Source organism: Roseovarius sp. JB2-10 (assembly GCF_055693585.1).
The window spans coordinates 1,519,050-1,535,967 of the sequence record NZ_CM146337.1 but is presented as its reverse complement, the minus strand read 5'-3'; the positions used below and the strand labels follow the sequence as shown (position 1 = coordinate 1,535,967).

The window sequence follows — 16,918 nt, the reverse complement described above, 5'->3', positions numbered from 1 at the left end:
CACTACCAGAAGGATATTCCGGGTAAATGAGGTCTCTTTTAGGCAGATTTCAGGTAAACTTGTTGTCGCGCGGAAAGCCGCGCGGCGCCATTCTACCCGCACTGGCCCGCTTACCAATCCATTCCGCCAATTCAGTTTCAGTCCGGGTGCGCCCCGCCGGATCAAGCCAGCTTAGCCCCTCAGATAGCGTAAATGTGGTGGCGTCACTCAGGCCGCCATCCTTGTATTTCTGCAACCGCACACCCTTGCCACGGCCCATTTCCGGCAATTCATCCAACGGAAAGATCAGGACCTTTCGGTTTTCGCCAACGCAGGCCACGTGGTCGCCGGTCACAGACTGGCACACATGCGCCTGCACCCCGTCCTTGACGTTCAGGACCTGCTTGCCGCTCCGCGTTTGGGCCAGAACGTCATCTTCAAGCACCAAAAACCCGTCGCCCGCACTGGACGCGACGAGCAGTTTTCGCGCGGGTTCGTGGATAAATAGATCAACGATCTCGGCTTCATTCGGCAAGTCGACCATCAGGCGAAGCGGTTCCCCCATGCCGCGCCCGCCCGGCAGGTTGGATGCGCTGATTGTGTAAAACCGGCCATTTGACCCAAACGCCAACAGCCGGTCCGTCGTCTCGGCATGGAACATGAAGCGCGGCGCATCACCGTCTTTGAACTTCAGCTCCCGCGTGAGGTCGATATGGCCAGTCATGGCCCGGATCCACCCCATTTGCGAGCAGACAACCGTGATCGGTTCACGGTCAATCATCGCCTCCAGCGGCACGTCTTCCACTTCACCGGCTTCCGAGAATTGCGTCCGGCGCGCACCGAATTCATAGTCTTTGCCAAACTTTTTGCGGACGTCTTTGAGCTGCTCTGCGATGCTTTCCCATTGCAAGTCTTCGCTGTCCAACAAATCCTCAAGACCTGCACGTTCCTCCATCAACTCGGATTGCTCACGCAGCAGTTCCATCTCTTCCAGTCGGCGCAAACTGCGCAACCGCATGTTCAGGATCGATTCCGCCTGCAATTCGGTCAATTCACCTTCACTGGGCGGCGGCGGTACATAATCAGCTTCGTCGTTGGCGCGGACATGGGTCTTGGACCAGTTTTCGCGCATCAGTGCGGCTTTGGGATCCTCATCATAGCGGATGATATCGATGACCCGGTCCAGATTGAGGAAGGCAACTACAAGCCCCTCCAACACCTCAAGCCGATGGTCGATTTTCTCCATCCGGTGTGTCGACCGGCGGATCAGTACCTCTTGGCGGAAGTCGAGGAATGCGCGCAAGACCTCCTTCATGCTGCAGACCTTGGGCGTGACCCCATCAATCAGCACGTTCATATTAAGCGAGAACCGCACTTCCAGGTCTGAATTGCGGAACATCATCCCCATCAACACGTCCGGCTCGACATTTTTGGAGCGTGGTTCAAGGATCAGTCGAATGTCTTCTGCGCTTTCATCTCGGACATCGGCAAGGATCGGGATTTTCTTCGATTGGATCAGCTCGGCAATCTTTTCGATCAGCTTGGATTTCTGAACCTGATAGGGGATTTCGGTGACAACGATCTGCCACTGCCCCCGCCCCATATCCTCGACCTCGTATTTACAACGCAACCTGAAGGATCCGCGCCCGGTGCGGTAGGCCTGCGCGATGCTTTCGGGCGGCTCTACAATGACACCGCCTGTCGGGAAATCGGGGCCGGGCACGTATTTGAGCAACGTGTCGTCCCGCGCATCCGGCGTCTTGATCAGGTGCAGGCAAGCCTCACACAGCTCCGCGATGTTATGCGGCGGGATGTTGGTGGCCATACCCACGGCAATGCCTGAGGACCCATTGGCCAACAGGTTGGGAAAGGTCGCGGGCAAAACGACCGGCTCGGTCAGCGTCCCGTCGTAATTGTCGCGAAAATCTACGGCGTTTTCGGTAAGCCCCTCCAGCAACGCCTCTGCGACTGCGGTCATGCGCGCTTCGGTGTAGCGGCTTGCGGCGGGGTTATCCCCGTCGATATTGCCGAAATTGCCCTGCCCATCGACCAGCGGGTAGCGCACGGCGAAATCCTGGGCCAGCCGCGCCATCGCATCGTAGATCGCAGCATCGCCATGCGGGTGATAATTGCCCATCACGTCGCCGCTGATCTTGGCGGATTTGCGGAACCCCCCGGTCGAACTCAGACGCAACTCGCGCATTGCATACAGGATCTCGCCGATGCACAGGCTTCAATCCATCCCGCGCATCCGGCAACGCGCGGTGCATGATCGTGCTCAGCGCATAGGTCAAATACCTGTCACCGATCGCACGGCGCAGAGGCTCAGATATTGTTTCAGGCTCGATATTGGGGTCGTCCAGCAAATCGCTCATAGATGCTGTGATACCCAAGGCGGATTCGCCCGTAAAGCGGGTTAGGTGGGAAAGTTTTATGCTTTTCCCATGTGTCGACGGAGGGAATCGCTTATATACACGTCACTGCTCAAATTCGTTTGGTAAATGGGGGACGCGCGATGTGGCGCTTTATCATAGCAACATTCGCCTTTCTGGGATGGTCATTCTATGTGCTCAGTGGCGGGGCTGACTATCAGCCGCAGACACAGTCGCTACAAGCGCGCGCAAAGCTTGACGATGTGCGACCTCTGGCCCGACCTGTGCAAGTGGACGTTGCTGTCTTGGACGCGGACACCGCGACGGTTGGTGCCGCGGCTGTTGAAGACAGCTCTGATGCAGGCGACGTGACCCGTGCGCTCTCGACGCTTGATGACCTCAACCTGACCGATGAAAGCCGCTTGCAGGTCACGCTTGCCGCCGTGGATGTGACCGAAGAAGCACAACCCGTTTTCGAAAGCGATCCGTTGAAGACCGAAGTTCTCACGGAGGCGCCTGATGCCGACGCCGATCTGGCCGAGGTGGATCTGCCACCGCTGGATATTCGGCGCGTCACCGGCACGGTGGTGAATATGCGGGATGGTCCCAGCACCTATTACCTGGCCATTGGCAAACTGACCAAAGACACCGAAGTTGAAGTCATTGGCGCATCCGAGGACGGCTGGCTTAACATCCGCGTGCTGGACACCCAGCAAGAAGGCTGGATGGCCGATTGGTTGGTCAGCGCCGCCGCAAACTGATTGCATCAAACATCCCGGCGCGCCATAGCTTGGGCATGAGCCAGAAAACCATCCTGATCACCGGCTGTTCTTCGGGAATAGGCTATGATGCCGCCCACGGGCTAAAGGCGCGCGGCTGGCGCGTCTTTGCGTCCTGCCGCAAACAAGTTGATTGCGACCGGCTGATCGCTGAAGGGCTTGAAAGTCCGCTGATCGATTATCAGGATGAAGCAACCGTCGCATCCGGCTTGGCAGAGGTATTGGAAGCCACGGGCGGCACGTTGTACGCACTGTTCAACAACGGTGCGTTCGGATGCCCTGGCGCCGTGGAAGATTTACCCACCGATGCGCTGCGTGACATCTTTCAGGCGAATTTCTTTGGCTGGCACGAATTAACCCGGCAGGTTTTGCCAGTGATGCGCACGCAGGGACACGGGCGGGTCGTCCAGTGTTCCTCGGTTCTGGGCTTCGTCACGTTGAAAATGCGCGGCGCATACAATGCCACGAAATTCGCTCTTGAAGGACTGACGGACACGATGCGCATCGAGATGCGCGGCACCGGTGTTGAAGTCATCCTGATTGAGCCCGGACCGGTGACATCTGATATTCGCATAAACAGTATCCCGCATTTTGAACGGTGGATTGATTGGGAAAACTCCCCCCGGGCCGAACAGTATCGCACAGGGGTCTTGAAACGTCTTTATGAACATGATGGCAAAAAGGACCAGTTTGAACTTCCTGCATCCGCGGTGACCCAGAAACTCATCCATGCGTTGGAATCGAGCCGCCCGAAACCACGGTATTACGTGACGACACCCACCTACATCATGGGCACATTGCGACGTGTTTTGCCGACACGCGCGCTTGATTGGGTACTCTCGAAGTCCTGATCCTGAGTTGCCGCTGATGAATAACTGTTTTGCTTTCCGCGCCGGGCCGCCTAAATGTGCGCTCAGTGTCGGAGAAAGGACCCGCCCATGAGAGACGACCCTCTTTTTTACGTCGTGGCCATCGCCTGTCTGGGTGTCGCGGGTATTTTGATGTTTGGCATCTTTACCTTCGGCAAGGGTGGTGAATTCAACCGGAAACATGCCAACAAGATCATGCGTTGGCGCATTGGGGCGCAGTTTATCGCTGTCGCACTTATCCTACTTTTCGTCTTTATCCGCAGACAAACGGGGCAATGACATGGTCGTTCTGAACAAGATTTACACCAAAACCGGCGATGCCGGTGAAACCGCTCTGGGCAATGGCACGCGCGTGGCCAAACACTCCGCCCGCGTCAACGCCTATGGCACAACTGACGAAGTGAACTCGACCGTTGGGCTGGCCCGCTTGCATGCCAAGGGTGATGTGGACGCGGCCCTTGCCCGCATTCAGAACGACCTTTTTGATCTTGGCGCTGATCTTTGCCGCCCCGACATGGAAAAAGATGCCGATGCGGAGTATCCGCCATTGCGTGTAAGCGATGCTCAGGTGGCCCGCCTCGAAACCGAAATCGACGCCATGAACAACGTGCTGGAGCCCTTGCGCAGCTTCATCCTGCCAGGCGGATCATCTTTGGCCGCTTATCTGCATCTGTGTCGGACTGTGTGTCGCCGGTCAGAACGGCTGGCGGTAGAACTGGCCACGATGGAAAACATCAATCCGGCCGCCGTAAAGTACCTCAATCGGCTTTCGGACTGGTTTTTCGTTGCGGCGCGGATGGCCAATGATGATGGCCGTGATGATGTGCTTTGGGTCCCCGGCGCCAATCGCTAATTTCAAGCGAATTTGCTCCCGCATGCCGAACAACTTGGCCGTGCCCGACAGCTTCCAAACCGCCATGCGTAGTTCTACCTATTGACCCATTGGCACGATTGTGCCGTTGCCGCCTTCAACCAGAACTTTAATTTCAAATGTCGGTTTATCGGCAATTAGAGTCGATTCCATTTGCCGTAACGGGCCGAATCCCATTCAATCTTTCCTGAAGTTAAATTCAGCCAGCCTGAAGTTTAGCTCAAGAATATCCCGGCCATCCTAAACAGAATTTTAGGGTGAGAAAAACAACCGGGCGATCCTAGAACCAGGGAGGACAAAAATGAGATTTATCCGAAACCCGTTGCCTGCGCGTGCCCGAATGTTTGGGGCCACACTGGCAGTAACGGTGCTACCCGCATTGGCCTTTGCGCAAAGCACCGCCGCCGTGGATGGCGCGGCCGCTGCAGCGCCGAGCGAAATTACGTTTACGTCATGGACGGGTCCCTACATGCGCAGCCAGATGCTGGGCTTTGTGCGGCCCTACGAGCAAGAGACACGGTCCCGTGTCAACGTTGAACACTACAATGGTGGCATTTCCGAAATCCGCGATCAGGTCGAATCTGCCAATGTGATTTGGGACGTGGTTGATCTGACGCAAGCCGATTCACTTCGCGCCTGCGAAGAAGGACTGCTGGAGGATCTGTCTGGAATTTCCCTGCCAGCGGGGTCCGATGGCACGCCCGCAGAAGAGGATTTCGTTGAGGGTGCCCTGAACGACTGTGGTGTAGGTGTGATTGTCTGGGCAACGGCGTTCGCCCATAGCAAATCGGCCTTCCCGTCGAACCCACCGGCCAGCATCGCCGATTTCTTCGACACCGAAACTTTCCCCGGCCCGCGTGCGATCCGAAACGATCCCACGGTCATAATGGAATGGGCGCTGATGGCCGATGGCGTAGCGCGCGACGATGTCTATTCCACGCTTGAAACCGAAGAGGGTGTCGAGCGCGCCTTGGAGAAGATGAACGCGATCCGTCCGGGCTTGATGCTCTGGCAATCAGGGCGTCAGCCGGTGCGCCTTCTCAATGATGGCGAGGTTGCCATGTCGATGATCTGGGCCACCACGGGGGCTACGGCCTCCAAGGAAGACGGCGCGGATTTCACCGTCAACATGGATGGTCGTGTGATCGAAATGGATCTCTTCGGCATTCCCAAAGGCAGCCGGTACAAGGACGAAGCGATCGAGTTTATCCGCTATGCCAGCAGCACCACGTCGCTGGCCAATATGGTGGGTTTCCTACCCAACGGCCCTACCCGAAAATCCGCTGTTTCGCGGCTGACGGGCGACACGCTAGCGCAAATCCCCAATGGCCCCGCCTATGAGGACAAGCTGAGCATCCGGTCTGACGCCAATTGGTGGGCCCAAAACCATGCCCGCCTCGAAGAAGCATTCCAAGCCTGGCTGACCGCCGGTGCCCGTCAGGGTGCCTCGGGCACAGTCCGCTGATGCGGCTCACAGGATATAGAGGTTAAGAAAATGAGTGACCAAACAACCAACAAACCCGACAATCTTGTAGCCAAGTCGGGCTTATTCGCGGGCATGAACCCCCTGATGGGCATCCTATCCATGGTGATGATCATCGGCTTTGTGCTCTACACAATCATGGATGTCGAACGCTCGTCCGAGGTATTCTCGGCGGGCAAAGACTTCATCCTGAACACGATGGACTGGTTCTATGTCATCGTCGTCAATGCTGCACTTTTCTTTGTTTTCTGGCTGATGATCAGCCGGTTTGGAGAGGTGAAACTGGGCAAGGATGACGACGAACCCGATTTTTCAACTTTCTCATGGATCTGCATGCTCTTCAGTGCGGGCCTGGGGTCTGGGTTGATCTACTGGGGCGTGGCCGAGCCGATGTATCACATCCAGGGCAGCCCGTTCATGGACCGCGCTGGCGCAGAGGCTGGCAGCGTCGATGCCGCCATCTCGGCGGTTACGGTGACCAACTTCCACTGGGGTTTTCACGGCTGGGGGCTTTACGTCCTTGTTGGCTTGAGCCTAGCGTATTTCTCGTATCGCCGCGATCTGCCGCTGACACTGCGGACAGCACTCTACCCGGTGCTCAAGGACAAGATCTACGGTCCCTGGGGTCATCTGGTGGATCTGATCGGTGTCTTCGGCACCATCTTTGGTCTGGCCACGTCGCTTGGTCTTGGCGTGACACCGATTGCCGCCGGCCTCGAAAACCTGGGTTGGATGGAGAATACGCAAACAAACCAACTGATACTGGTCGCCATCATCACCTGTCTTGGTACGGCATCCGCCGCGTCGGGCGTGGGCAAAGGCGTCCGGATCCTTTCAGAGGCAAATGTGATGGCCTCCGTCGGTCTGTTAGTGCTCTTCATCATCCTTGGACCAACGGCGTTTTTGCTGGGCGTCACTATCTCTGGTTTCGGTGACTACCTTTGGAACGTCATTCCCATGGGTTTCTGGATCAACGGTGATCCCGAAGTGCAATGGCAAGGCTGGTGGACCATCTTCTACTGGGGTTGGTGGATTGCGTGGTGCCCCTTCGTGGGTCTCTTCATCGCGCGGGTTTCCAAGGGCCGTACCATCCGACAGTTCTGCTTCTGCGTCCTTCTGATCCCGACCTCGGTCGTGATGCTGTGGATGGGTGTCTTTGGTGGCGCCGCTGCCGGGGTAGATCTGTTCTATGGCGCGGGCGTTATGGACGCGGTCAATGAGGACTACGCCACCGGCGTGTTCAAGACCGTCGCAGGCTTCGGCTATAGCTGGCTTACCTACCCAATCACCGTTCTGATCACGATCCTGCTGATCTCATGGTTCGTGACATCGTCGGATTCGGGCACACTTGTGATGTGCACGATGTTGTCGATGGGTGATGAGAACCCGCCGGTCAAATTCCGCATCTTCTGGGGTCTGACCGCGGGTCTGGTGGCTGGCGTGTTGATGCTGGCGGGCGGGCTCAACGCTCTGCAAACCGCGTCGATCGTGGCCGGTCTGCCGATCGCGGTCATCCTGCTCTTCATGATCTACGGTACGGTTAAATCCTTGCACGAAGATCACCCGGTACCGGATGTCGAGGATAAGTATGACCTCGAATTCCTGAACCGTTAAACAGGGTGTTCAAACCAAAAGAAGGGGCGGTTCAACCGCCCCTTTTCCTTTCTGCATGACGCGCAGCATTCAGGGCAACAAAGCCACGTCTTTGACCTGACCAATCACAAAGCGCGACTCAATCGCGTGAACGCTCGGCAAGCTCACGAGATGTTCCCGCAGGTATTTGTCGTAATATTTCATGCTTTTGACCCGCATCGTCAGCACATAGCAATTGGGACCAGCCAGGAGGTCACACCGTTGAACTTCGGGCATCTGTTTCACAGCCCGTTCAAATTCGGCCATCATCTCAGCGCTTCCTGCCGTCAGTGTCACCAGAACATAGACGGCCAGATCAAGCCCGCATTTTTCGGGGTCGATCACAACCCGGTAGCCGGTGATGACACCCCTCTTTTCCAGCTGTTTTATTCTGCGACGCACCGGAGTCGGGGACAGCCCCACATGTTCTGCGACTTTCTCAACACTGGCACGACCATCCTCGCTCAATGCCTGAAGGATTTCGCGGTCAACATGGTCAAGCTCATCACTCTCGGTCATCTTAGATGAAATCCTCTACAAAATGGCAAATTCGATGGATTTTAAACCAGATTTGGCTCGCGTGCCATGGGTACAATTTTGAATAGTACAGAATCTTTGGAGGAAAACTGTAGTATGCAACCGATAAAAATCGCAATGATGTCTGCCGTGCTGGCAGCCGCCCCGGTGGTGTCACACGCCGCCGACAGCAGTGAACCGATCGTTATTCCGATCCACAACTGGTCCAGCCAAATTGTGATGAGCAACGTGGTCGGGCAAATCTTCGAATCCATGGGGAACAATGTCGAGTACGTCACGACAGACAGTCAGGCGGTCTACGAATCCGTGCGCCTTGGCGATGTAACTCTTGAGCTGGAAGTCTGGGAAGGTGCCTTCGGCAAGTCCTTTACAACAGCGTTGGAAAAGGGCGGCCTGCATGATGCGGGTGATCATGACGCCGTGACGCGGGAAGACTGGTGGTATCCGCTCTGGAGCAAGGAAGCCTGCCCCGGTTTGCCGGACTGGAAAGCGCTAAATGATTGCGCGGAACTCTTTGCCACTGCTGAAACCGGTTCAAAGGGCCGCTATCTGGACGGTCCGGTTGATTGGTTGAAACACGCGCAGGAAAAAGTCGAAGCCTTGGAAATGGATTTCGTCGTGATCAATGCGGGATCCGCCGCGGCTCTTTGGGCAGAGATCGCTGCTGCTGAAGAAGACAAGAGACCTGTTGTTGTCTTCAACTGGACACCCAATTTTGCCGAGGCCGTCTGGCCGGGAGAATTTGTGGATTTCCCGGTGTGGGAAGACGGCTGTGACAAAGACCCAAGTTTTGGACCAAACCCGGACAAAGCGCATGATTGCGGCAATCCAGCCAATGGATATCTGAAAAAGGCCGCTTGGGACGGCATGCCGGACAAATGGCCGGGCGCCTATAAGGTGTTGACCGAAATCTCCTTCACCAATCCACAGATCGCCGAGATGGCCAAGTTGGTCGATATTGACGAGATGGAACCAGAGGATGCCGCAGCCGAGTGGTTGGAAAACAACCGCAACATCTGGGAGCCGTGGGTAAGCGCAGCAAGCGGTTCCTGATCAAGTCCAATCGCAACCGAGAAAGATCGGGGCGACCACCGCCCCGGTCACATCGCAAACATCATCGGAAGCCCGGCAAAAACAGGCAAACCGGCACTTATTGCCGCCGGATGACGCCGTTTGAGCAGATAAAATCGGAAACGCGACGTCGTAAGACGCAAACGTGACGATTTTTCCCTGTTTCCTTGATTAACAAATCTATATTGAACGCTTCAGAGCTTTTTGGAGAGTCGCATCCGCGCGGCTCTCCGTCATTTTAACGGAGACCATGCCAATGAAGGTGCTCGTACCTGTCAAACGCGTGATCGACTATAACGTTAAGGTCCGCGTCAAGGCGGACGGCAGCGGTGTCGATCTTGCCAATGTCAAAATGTCGATGAACCCTTTTGACGAGATTGCTGTCGAAGAGGCCATCCGCCTGAAAGAAGCCGGCAAGGCGGACGAAGTGATCGCCGTGTCGATCGGCGTCAAGCAAAGCCAGGAAACACTTCGTACAGCGCTGGCCATGGGTGCAGATCGCGCCATCCTCGTTGTCGCAACCGACGACGTTCACAATGATATTGAGCCGTTGGCCGTTGCCAAGATCCTGGCCAAGATCGTGGAAGAAGAGCAGCCCGGTATCGTACTGGCCGGGAAACAGGCGATCGACAACGACATGAACGCAACAGGTCAAATGTTGAGCGCGCTTCTGGGCTGGTCTCAAGGGACCTTCGCCTCTGCGCTGGACATTGATGGCGACAGCGCGCAAGTCACGCGCGAAGTTGATGGCGGCCTGCAGACCATCAAGGTCAAGATGCCGTCGATCATCACCGTTGATTTGCGTCTGAACGAGCCGCGCTATGCGTCTCTGCCAAACATCATGAAAGCCAAGAAGAAGCCGCTGGATGAGAAAACAGCTGCTGATTACGGCGTTGATGTCATCCCGCGTCTCGAGGTTGTCAAAACGGACGAGCCCGAAGCGCGCAAAGCGGGTGAAATCGTGGGCTCGGTCGACGAGCTCGTAGCGAAACTCAAAGAAGCGGGGGCTGTATAATGGCTGTTCTTCTTCTCGCAGAAGTAACCGATGGCGAACTGGCAATGGACGCGACCGCAAAGGCCGTCACTGCCGCAAGCAAACTGGGTGACGTAACGGCGCTGTGCTGTGGTGGTTCTGCCGCTGATGCCGGTGCTGCCGCGGCCAAGATCGACGGCGTATCCAAAGTGCTGGTCGCCGAGGACGCATCTCTGGGTCACCGCATGGCGGAATCGACCGCCGCGCTGATCGTATCGCTGGCGAGCGACTACGAGCACATCGTGGCCCCTGCCACCACCGACGCTAAAAACGTGATGCCCCGTGTGGCAGCATTGTTGGACGCGATGGTGATCTCGGACGCATCTGGTGTTGTCGATGCCAACACGTTCGAACGTCCGATCTATGCGGGTAACGCAATCCAGACGGTCAAATCAAGCGATGCCAAGAAGGTTGTGACCTTCCGGACCTCTACCTTTGACGCCGCTGGCGAAGGCGGGTCGGCAAGTGTGGAAACCATTTCTGCTGCCGCCAATCCTGGCCTGAGCGAATGGGTTGAAGACAAGGTTGCCGAAAGTGATCGCCCCGAGCTGACATCAGCCGGCGTGGTTGTATCTGGTGGACGTGGCGTTGGGTCGGAAGACGACTTCAAGATCATCGAAGCCTTGGCCGACAAGCTCGGCGCTGCCGTTGGTGCATCACGCGCCGCGGTCGACAGTGGCTTTGCGCCAAACGACTGGCAGGTGGGTCAGACCGGTAAGGTTGTTGCACCTGATCTCTACGTCGCGGTGGGCATCTCAGGCGCCATTCAGCACCTTGCGGGCATGAAGGACTCGAAGATCATCGTGGCCATCAACAAAGACGAAGAAGCGCCGATCTTTCAGGTGGCCGATTATGGCCTCGTGGCCGATCTGTTCCAAGCAGTGCCGGAACTGACTGAAAAACTCTGATAGATCGTTTGCGCCTCGGCGCTGGCGTCTTTTACAAAAATGCGGCTCGCCATGAAAATGGCGGGCCTTTTTTAGGGCCGCACCATTGGTGCGATGACAGGTCCCAACACATCTGCAGCCTCGTAATGCACGGTCGGCCCCAGAACCTCTTGCGCCGCAGCGGCTTCGACTTCTGAAAATCGCATACCTTTTGTGCCATCCGCCATGGCGGCCGCGCTGGCTATCACCTCGATCAACTGGTCCGTCAATGGGCGCAGCTGTTCAATCATTTCGCGGGTGACATAGCTTGGGTCGCGTGCCACTTCCACGCTGTTAGCCGCTTCTTCCGGGCGCCGCGCCGAGAGCCACAGCAAGACGACTTTGCCATCAATCTTGCGCAACAAAAGCTGCATCCGTGACACCCACGCAGCCTGCATCTCATCGCGTACCGCGCCAAACCGATCGGGTGACAGGCTTTGCAACCGTTTCAGCATATGCCGCACAAAATGGAACTCCGTAAAATCAACCTCGTTGAAAATCGCCCGCAACACGCCTGACGGCTCCAAGAACCGGTCGTTACGGCGCGGATGAACTGAATAAAAGCGGTTGGACATGTTTTGCACGCTGGGGACTTGCAGGATCGTCACCTGTGCATCCGATGCCGCCGCCAACATGGCCGTGTCGTTGAGATATACATCAACGCCAGCATTGGGCCAGCCCATGTTTATGCATTTGACGCCGGTTTTCGCCTCGATCAGGGCCGGAAACGGGCGTTCTATGAAGCGACCGTAAGTTTCCGTTCCGCCCAGAAAAACCGCATAGGGCCCCTCAAGCTCGCGCTTTGGGCCCCGAAACTGTAATTTGGACCCCCGATACTGACACGTTTTATAGTCTAGGGTCCGTCCCCCGAGCCGCTCAAAAGCCATATCTACCACCTAATTTCATTCACCCATGACTATGATTCCAAGATTTGCATTGAGAATTCTCTAATGTTCGAATTCGTCACAGTTTTTAACGGTCCTCGACCCTTGCGACCGGCCCTATGGCAGGCCTATGTTGAAGCCATTGAGGCTGAGAGGGCATCACGATGGCGATCAAGACAATAGGTGTGGTCGGCGCGGGTCAGATGGGCAATGGCATCGCTCATGTGATGGCCTTGGCGGAGTATAACGTTTTGCTGACGGATATCAGTCAGGACGCTCTGGACAGCGCTCGTGAGACGATCACGAAGAACATGGAACGGCAGGTCAGCCGGGATAAAATCACCCAAGCTGACATGGATGGTGCATTGGGTCGGATCGATACCACGCTTACGCTGACCGATTTGGGGAAAACGGATCTTGTGATCGAGGCCGCAACCGAGCGCGAAACCGTCAAGCAGGCCATTTTCGATGAATTGCTGCCGCATCTTCAACCCCACACGATCCTGACATCCAATACCTCTTCGATTTCGATCACCCGGCTGGCCAGTCGCACGGATAGACCGGAAAAGTTTATGGGTTTCCATTTCATGAACCCGGTGCCAGTCATGCAATTGGTCGAGCTGATCCGCGGCATTGCAACGGATTCCGAGACGTTCGACGCCTGCATGGAAGTGGTCGAAAAGATAAAGAAGACATCCGCGACCGCAGAGGATTTTCCCGGCTTTATCGTCAACCGTATCCTGATGCCGATGATCAACGAAGCGGTCTACACGCTTTATGAAGGTGTCGGTAACGTCAAATCCATTGATCAATCGATGAAGCTCGGCGCAAACCATCCTATGGGACCGCTGGAGCTGGCGGACTTTATCGGGTTGGACACGTGTCTGGCCATCATGAACGTGCTACATGACGGGCTGGCAGATACCAAATACCGCCCCTGCCCGCTCTTGACCAAATATGTCGAGGCTGGATGGCTCGGTCGAAAAACCGGCCGAGGCTTTTATGACTACCGCGGCGAAGAACCGGTGCCGACAAGATAACCGGACGTCCATATCTGTTTGTCGACGCCGTTGCAGACCGCAAAAACGTGTCTTTCAGTGCTGCGAATGACAGCTTCGAGCCCAAAGCGGACAGTGAGTTAAAGTCGAAAAATGCGGCGAAACGGAAGTCACATTCAGGTGCTATGGTCTCTGCTTCCTCATGACCGCATGTTAACGAGAACAGCGTTTCAAACGAACGTCAAACATCAACCGACTTCAGCCAATCTGGGGTTTCTAAATCGTAGCTGCTTGCAACTTTCCGCAGACTGACAAGTGTCAGATTTCGAAATCTATCTGTCAATTCCTTAACACCTATGGATCGAATCTCCGACAGAGGAACTTCAATTGAGACCTCAAGTTCGGAGTGCTTTTTGTTTATCCTTCCTATCGCAGGTTCGCCCGCCGCCTGGCCAAATTGAATAATCAAACTGACTGTTTCGAATGGAGCGTCGTGCAGAAAAGAAGTCGAATTTATCTTTGGTTCCAACTCGTCACATAGGCCAACCATAACTTTACCGGCATGCCTAATCTTTCCCCGAACCAATCCAACGCCTCCAATTAGAAGCCTTCTCTTCCCGTCGGAGTCCATTTTCAAACTTTCTTTGATGTCAGTGAGTTCTTCGGAAGCAATAATATAAAACGTATTCGCACTCTACGTCGAATACAGGATTGCTTCAAAGGCTAACGTACGCTTTGTCCCGCACAGCGGACACCAAAAAGGAGCGCCAATTAAACGCTCCTTTTCAAATGCGGGTGTCGATTATGCGTCAGCCGATTGCGGCGGCTTTTACGTCATCGTCAATATGCGGGATGTATTGCTCGAAATTATCCGCGAACATCTGCACCAGTTTTTCGGCCTGACGGTCGTAGCTGTCGGGCTTGTCCCATGTGCGGCGCGGGTTGAGCAGCACCGTTGGGACACCCGGGGCATCAACGGGTACTTCGAACCCAAAGTTCTCGTCCTTGCGGAACTCAACCTTGTTGAGCGAGCCATCCAGTGCGGCCGTCAGCAATGCACGTGTAGCCTTGATGGGCATGCGCGAGCCTGTGCCGTAGGCGCCACCGGTCCAGCCTGTGTTCACCAACCAGCAGGTTGCACCATGTTTGGCGATCTTTTCCCGCAGAAGGTTGCCGTACACCTCGGGACGGCGCGGCATGAACGGCGCGCCAAAACAGGTTGAGAATGTGGGTTCCGGCTCGGTCACGCCACGCTCGGTTCCCGCAACCTTGGATGTGAAACCGGAAAGGAAATGATACATCGCCTGCGCAGGCGTCAGCCGCGAAATGGGAGGCAGAACACCGAACGCATCACAGGTCAGCATGATGATGTTCTTGGGATGCCCGCCAATGGCCGATTGCGACGCGTTCGAGATGTAGTGCAACGGGTAGGCGCAACGCATGTTGGCCGTGAGGCTGTCATCCTCAAAATCCAGCTCCAGTGTTTCATCATCGTAAATCATGTTTTCGATGACGGTACCAAACTTGGTCGTCGTGGCGTAAATCTCAGGTTCTGCCTCGGGGTTGAGGTTGATCGTCTTGGCGTAACAGCCGCCCTCAAAGTTGAAGGTGCCACGATCCGACCAGCCATGCTCGTCATCGCCGATCAGCGTGCGGGCAGGATCGGCGGAAAGCGTCGTTTTGCCCGTGCCGCTCAGCCCGAAGAAAACAGCCGTATCAACCGCGTTGTTGTTGGCATGGTTGGCCGAGCAATGCATAGGCATGACACCACGATCAGGCAGCAGGTAGTTGAGCAGCGTGAACACGGATTTCTTGTTTTCACCGGCGTATTCCGTGCCGCCAATGAGGATCATTTTGCGGTCGAAATTCATGGCAATCACGGTTTCCGATTTGCAGTCGTGCTTTTTCGGATCCGCCTGGAAGCTCGGGCAATTGATGACTGTGAAATCAGCCGTGAAATCATCCAGATCCTCGCGATCCGGGCGTCGCAGCATGGTGCGGATAAAGAGCCCGTGCCACGCCAGTTCCGTGACCATACGCACATTGATCGAATAGGTCGGATCAGCGCCGCCAACCAAATCCTGCACGTGGTAGTCGCGGCCCTTCATGTGCTCGATCATATCGGTGTAGAGCGCGTCAAAACCTTCGGGCGACATGGCGGCGTTGTTTTCCCACCAGATCGTGTCCATCACACTCTCGGTCTTTACCACATGCTTGTCTTTGGGAGAGCGCCCGGTGAATTTGCCCGTCGTCACCAGAAACGCGCCGCCCTGGCCCAATTTTCCTTCACCGTTCTTCAGTGCTGTCTCAATCAGCGCCGGCTCGATCAAGTTGTAATAGACATTTCCCAAGCCTTTGATCCCCTGATCTTCAAGCCGGAATTGCGGGTTTACCCGTCCGAATGTCATATGTGTCGTGCTCCTGTAGTACTCCGCCCGGTTTGGCGGATCAGATTGCTACTACGCGCCGAAAGTGGCACCGGTATGGCGATGTATGCCGCCTTTGGCGCGCCTCTTAGCATGACGGTTTTGGGAATGAACAGGACGCTTTGGCGCAGTTAGCGCAACCAACCAGAAGTTAGCGCAACCATCACCCCACAGGTCCAAAAACGCCGCCAGGCTGAAACCAAAAGTGAGTCAATTTAGTCATTCCTAAAAGTTTTGTGTCCCAATTGAGACAGTCAAACAGGGCGATTCGCACTTTGGGATTGATTGTAAAGAGCGAAAAAGCGCATAGTGAACGAAAAAACAGGCAACAAGAGCAGTATAAGGAAAACCCCAATGTCAAAAATCGCCCTTGTGGACGATGACAGGAATATTCTGACATCGGTTTCGATGACCCTCGAGGCTGAGGGTTTCGAAGTGGAAACCTACAACGACGGACAGCAAGCATTTGATGCGTTCAGCAAAAAGCTCCCCGATATGGCGGTGCTGGACATCAAAATGCCCCGCATGGACGGGATGGATCTGCTTCAGCGGTTGCGTCAAAAATCATCCATGCCAGTCATCTTTCTGACATCAAAAGACGATGAGATTGATGAGGTACTGGGCCTGCGCATGGGCGCGGATGACTACGTCAAAAAACCTTTTTCCCAGCGTCTTCTCGTTGAACGCATCCGCGCTCTTCTGCGCCGCCAGGATGCGGTTGCCGGGGAAATCGTGGGCGACACGGAAGAAACCAAAGTGATTGAACGCGGCGATCTGCGGATGGACCCGCTGCGCCATGCGGTCACGTGGAAGGGTCTCGACGTATCACTGACAGTGACAGAGTTTCTTTTGCTGCAGGCGCTGGCACAGCGCCCCGGCTTTGTGAAGTCGCGCGATCAGCTGATGGATGTTGCCTATGACGATCAGGTGTATGTGGATGATCGTACGATCGACAGCCACATCAAGCGTCTGCGCAAAAAGCTGCGGATGGTCGACGATGAATTTTCAGCAATCGAAACGCTGTACGGTATCGGGTATCGTTACAACGAAGAATAGGT

General features: G+C 55.6%; 15 protein-coding genes and 1 pseudogene. 11 read left to right on the top strand and 5 right to left on the bottom strand.

Features of this window, described 5'->3' with window-relative positions:
• Positions 1–49: 49 nt before the first annotated feature.
• Positions 50–2,354, bottom strand: a pseudogene (gene parC, locus ACZ1HJ_RS07620) (DNA topoisomerase IV subunit A).
• Between the two features lie 140 nt (positions 2,355–2,494).
• On the opposite strand from parC, the gene ACZ1HJ_RS07615 reads away from it, so the two are divergent.
• The 6 genes from ACZ1HJ_RS07615 (at position 2,495) to ACZ1HJ_RS07590 (ending at position 7,967) form a co-directional block, all read left to right on the top strand.
• Positions 2,495–3,112, top strand: a complete 618-nt coding sequence (locus ACZ1HJ_RS07615) for an SH3 domain-containing protein (protein WP_472721706.1) — start codon at positions 2,495–2,497, stop codon at positions 3,110–3,112.
• 35 nt (positions 3,113–3,147) lie between these two features.
• Positions 3,148–3,981: an SDR family NAD(P)-dependent oxidoreductase gene (locus tag ACZ1HJ_RS07610; RefSeq protein WP_472722178.1), complete on the top strand. Its 834-nt coding sequence runs from the start codon at positions 3,148–3,150 to the stop codon at positions 3,979–3,981.
• Between the two features lie 87 nt (positions 3,982–4,068).
• On the top strand, positions 4,069–4,278 hold the full coding sequence (locus ACZ1HJ_RS07605; RefSeq protein WP_472721705.1) for a twin transmembrane helix small protein: 210 nt from the start codon (positions 4,069–4,071) through the stop codon (positions 4,276–4,278).
• 1 nt (position 4,279) lies between these two features.
• Positions 4,280–4,852 (top strand): cob(I)yrinic acid a,c-diamide adenosyltransferase, encoded by a 573-nt coding sequence (locus ACZ1HJ_RS07600; RefSeq protein WP_472721704.1) that lies wholly within the window; start codon positions 4,280–4,282, stop codon positions 4,850–4,852.
• 319 nt (positions 4,853–5,171) lie between these two features.
• The gene (locus ACZ1HJ_RS07595; RefSeq protein WP_472721703.1) at positions 5,172–6,335 is read left to right on the top strand and encodes an extracellular solute-binding protein; all 1,164 of its coding nucleotides are present in this window, start codon (positions 5,172–5,174) and stop codon (positions 6,333–6,335) included.
• A 30-nt stretch (positions 6,336–6,365) separates the two neighbouring features.
• Positions 6,366–7,967, top strand: a complete 1,602-nt coding sequence (locus tag ACZ1HJ_RS07590; RefSeq protein ID WP_472721702.1) for a BCCT family transporter — start codon at positions 6,366–6,368, stop codon at positions 7,965–7,967.
• A gap of 69 nt (positions 7,968–8,036) precedes the next feature.
• Here the strand turns inward: ACZ1HJ_RS07590 and ACZ1HJ_RS07585 are convergent, their stop codons facing one another.
• On the bottom strand, positions 8,037–8,504 hold the full coding sequence (locus tag ACZ1HJ_RS07585; protein ID WP_472721701.1) for an Lrp/AsnC family transcriptional regulator: 468 nt from the start codon (positions 8,502–8,504) through the stop codon (positions 8,037–8,039).
• Between the two features lie 114 nt (positions 8,505–8,618).
• Here ACZ1HJ_RS07585 and ACZ1HJ_RS07580 point away from each other — a divergent pair, with 114 nt between their 5' ends.
• The 3 genes from ACZ1HJ_RS07580 to ACZ1HJ_RS07570 all read left to right on the top strand — a co-directional run bounded on the left by ACZ1HJ_RS07580 (position 8,619) and on the right by ACZ1HJ_RS07570 (position 11,534).
• Positions 8,619–9,575 carry an ABC transporter substrate-binding protein gene (locus tag ACZ1HJ_RS07580; RefSeq protein WP_472721700.1) on the top strand — a complete coding sequence of 319 codons (957 nt, stop codon included), beginning with the start codon at positions 8,619–8,621 and terminating at the stop codon, positions 9,573–9,575.
• Between the two features lie 274 nt (positions 9,576–9,849).
• A complete protein-coding gene (locus ACZ1HJ_RS07575) occupies positions 9,850–10,608 on the top strand; it encodes an electron transfer flavoprotein subunit beta/FixA family protein (RefSeq protein ID WP_472721699.1) in 759 nt (252 codons plus the stop codon).
• A complete protein-coding gene (locus ACZ1HJ_RS07570; protein ID WP_472721698.1) occupies positions 10,608–11,534 on the top strand; it encodes an electron transfer flavoprotein subunit alpha/FixB family protein in 927 nt (308 codons plus the stop codon). The genes ACZ1HJ_RS07575 and ACZ1HJ_RS07570 overlap by 1 nt, the downstream gene beginning before the upstream one ends.
• A gap of 71 nt (positions 11,535–11,605) precedes the next feature.
• Here ACZ1HJ_RS07570 and ACZ1HJ_RS07565 read toward each other — a convergent pair whose 3' ends face one another.
• Positions 11,606–12,439: a DUF6473 family protein gene (locus ACZ1HJ_RS07565; protein ID WP_472721697.1), complete on the bottom strand. Its 834-nt coding sequence runs from the start codon at positions 12,437–12,439 to the stop codon at positions 11,606–11,608.
• 161 nt (positions 12,440–12,600) lie between these two features.
• Here ACZ1HJ_RS07565 and ACZ1HJ_RS07560 point away from each other — a divergent pair, with 161 nt between their 5' ends.
• Positions 12,601–13,476 carry a 3-hydroxybutyryl-CoA dehydrogenase gene (locus ACZ1HJ_RS07560; protein ID WP_472721696.1) on the top strand — a complete coding sequence of 292 codons (876 nt, stop codon included), beginning with the start codon at positions 12,601–12,603 and terminating at the stop codon, positions 13,474–13,476.
• A gap of 199 nt (positions 13,477–13,675) precedes the next feature.
• Here the strand turns inward: ACZ1HJ_RS07560 and ACZ1HJ_RS07555 are convergent, their stop codons facing one another.
• Both ACZ1HJ_RS07555 and ACZ1HJ_RS07550 read right to left on the bottom strand, forming a co-directional pair.
• Positions 13,676–14,065, bottom strand: a complete 390-nt coding sequence (locus tag ACZ1HJ_RS07555) for an Imm39 family immunity protein (RefSeq protein WP_472721695.1) — start codon at positions 14,063–14,065, stop codon at positions 13,676–13,678.
• Positions 14,066–14,243: 178 nt separating this feature from the next.
• Positions 14,244–15,842, bottom strand: a complete 1,599-nt coding sequence (locus ACZ1HJ_RS07550; protein ID WP_472721694.1) for a phosphoenolpyruvate carboxykinase — start codon at positions 15,840–15,842, stop codon at positions 14,244–14,246.
• 372 nt (positions 15,843–16,214) lie between these two features.
• Between ACZ1HJ_RS07550 and ACZ1HJ_RS07545 the strand changes: the two genes are divergently transcribed.
• Positions 16,215–16,916 carry a response regulator transcription factor gene (locus ACZ1HJ_RS07545; protein WP_472721693.1) on the top strand — a complete coding sequence of 234 codons (702 nt, stop codon included), beginning with the start codon at positions 16,215–16,217 and terminating at the stop codon, positions 16,914–16,916.
• The last annotated feature ends 2 nt before the right edge of the window (positions 16,917–16,918 follow it).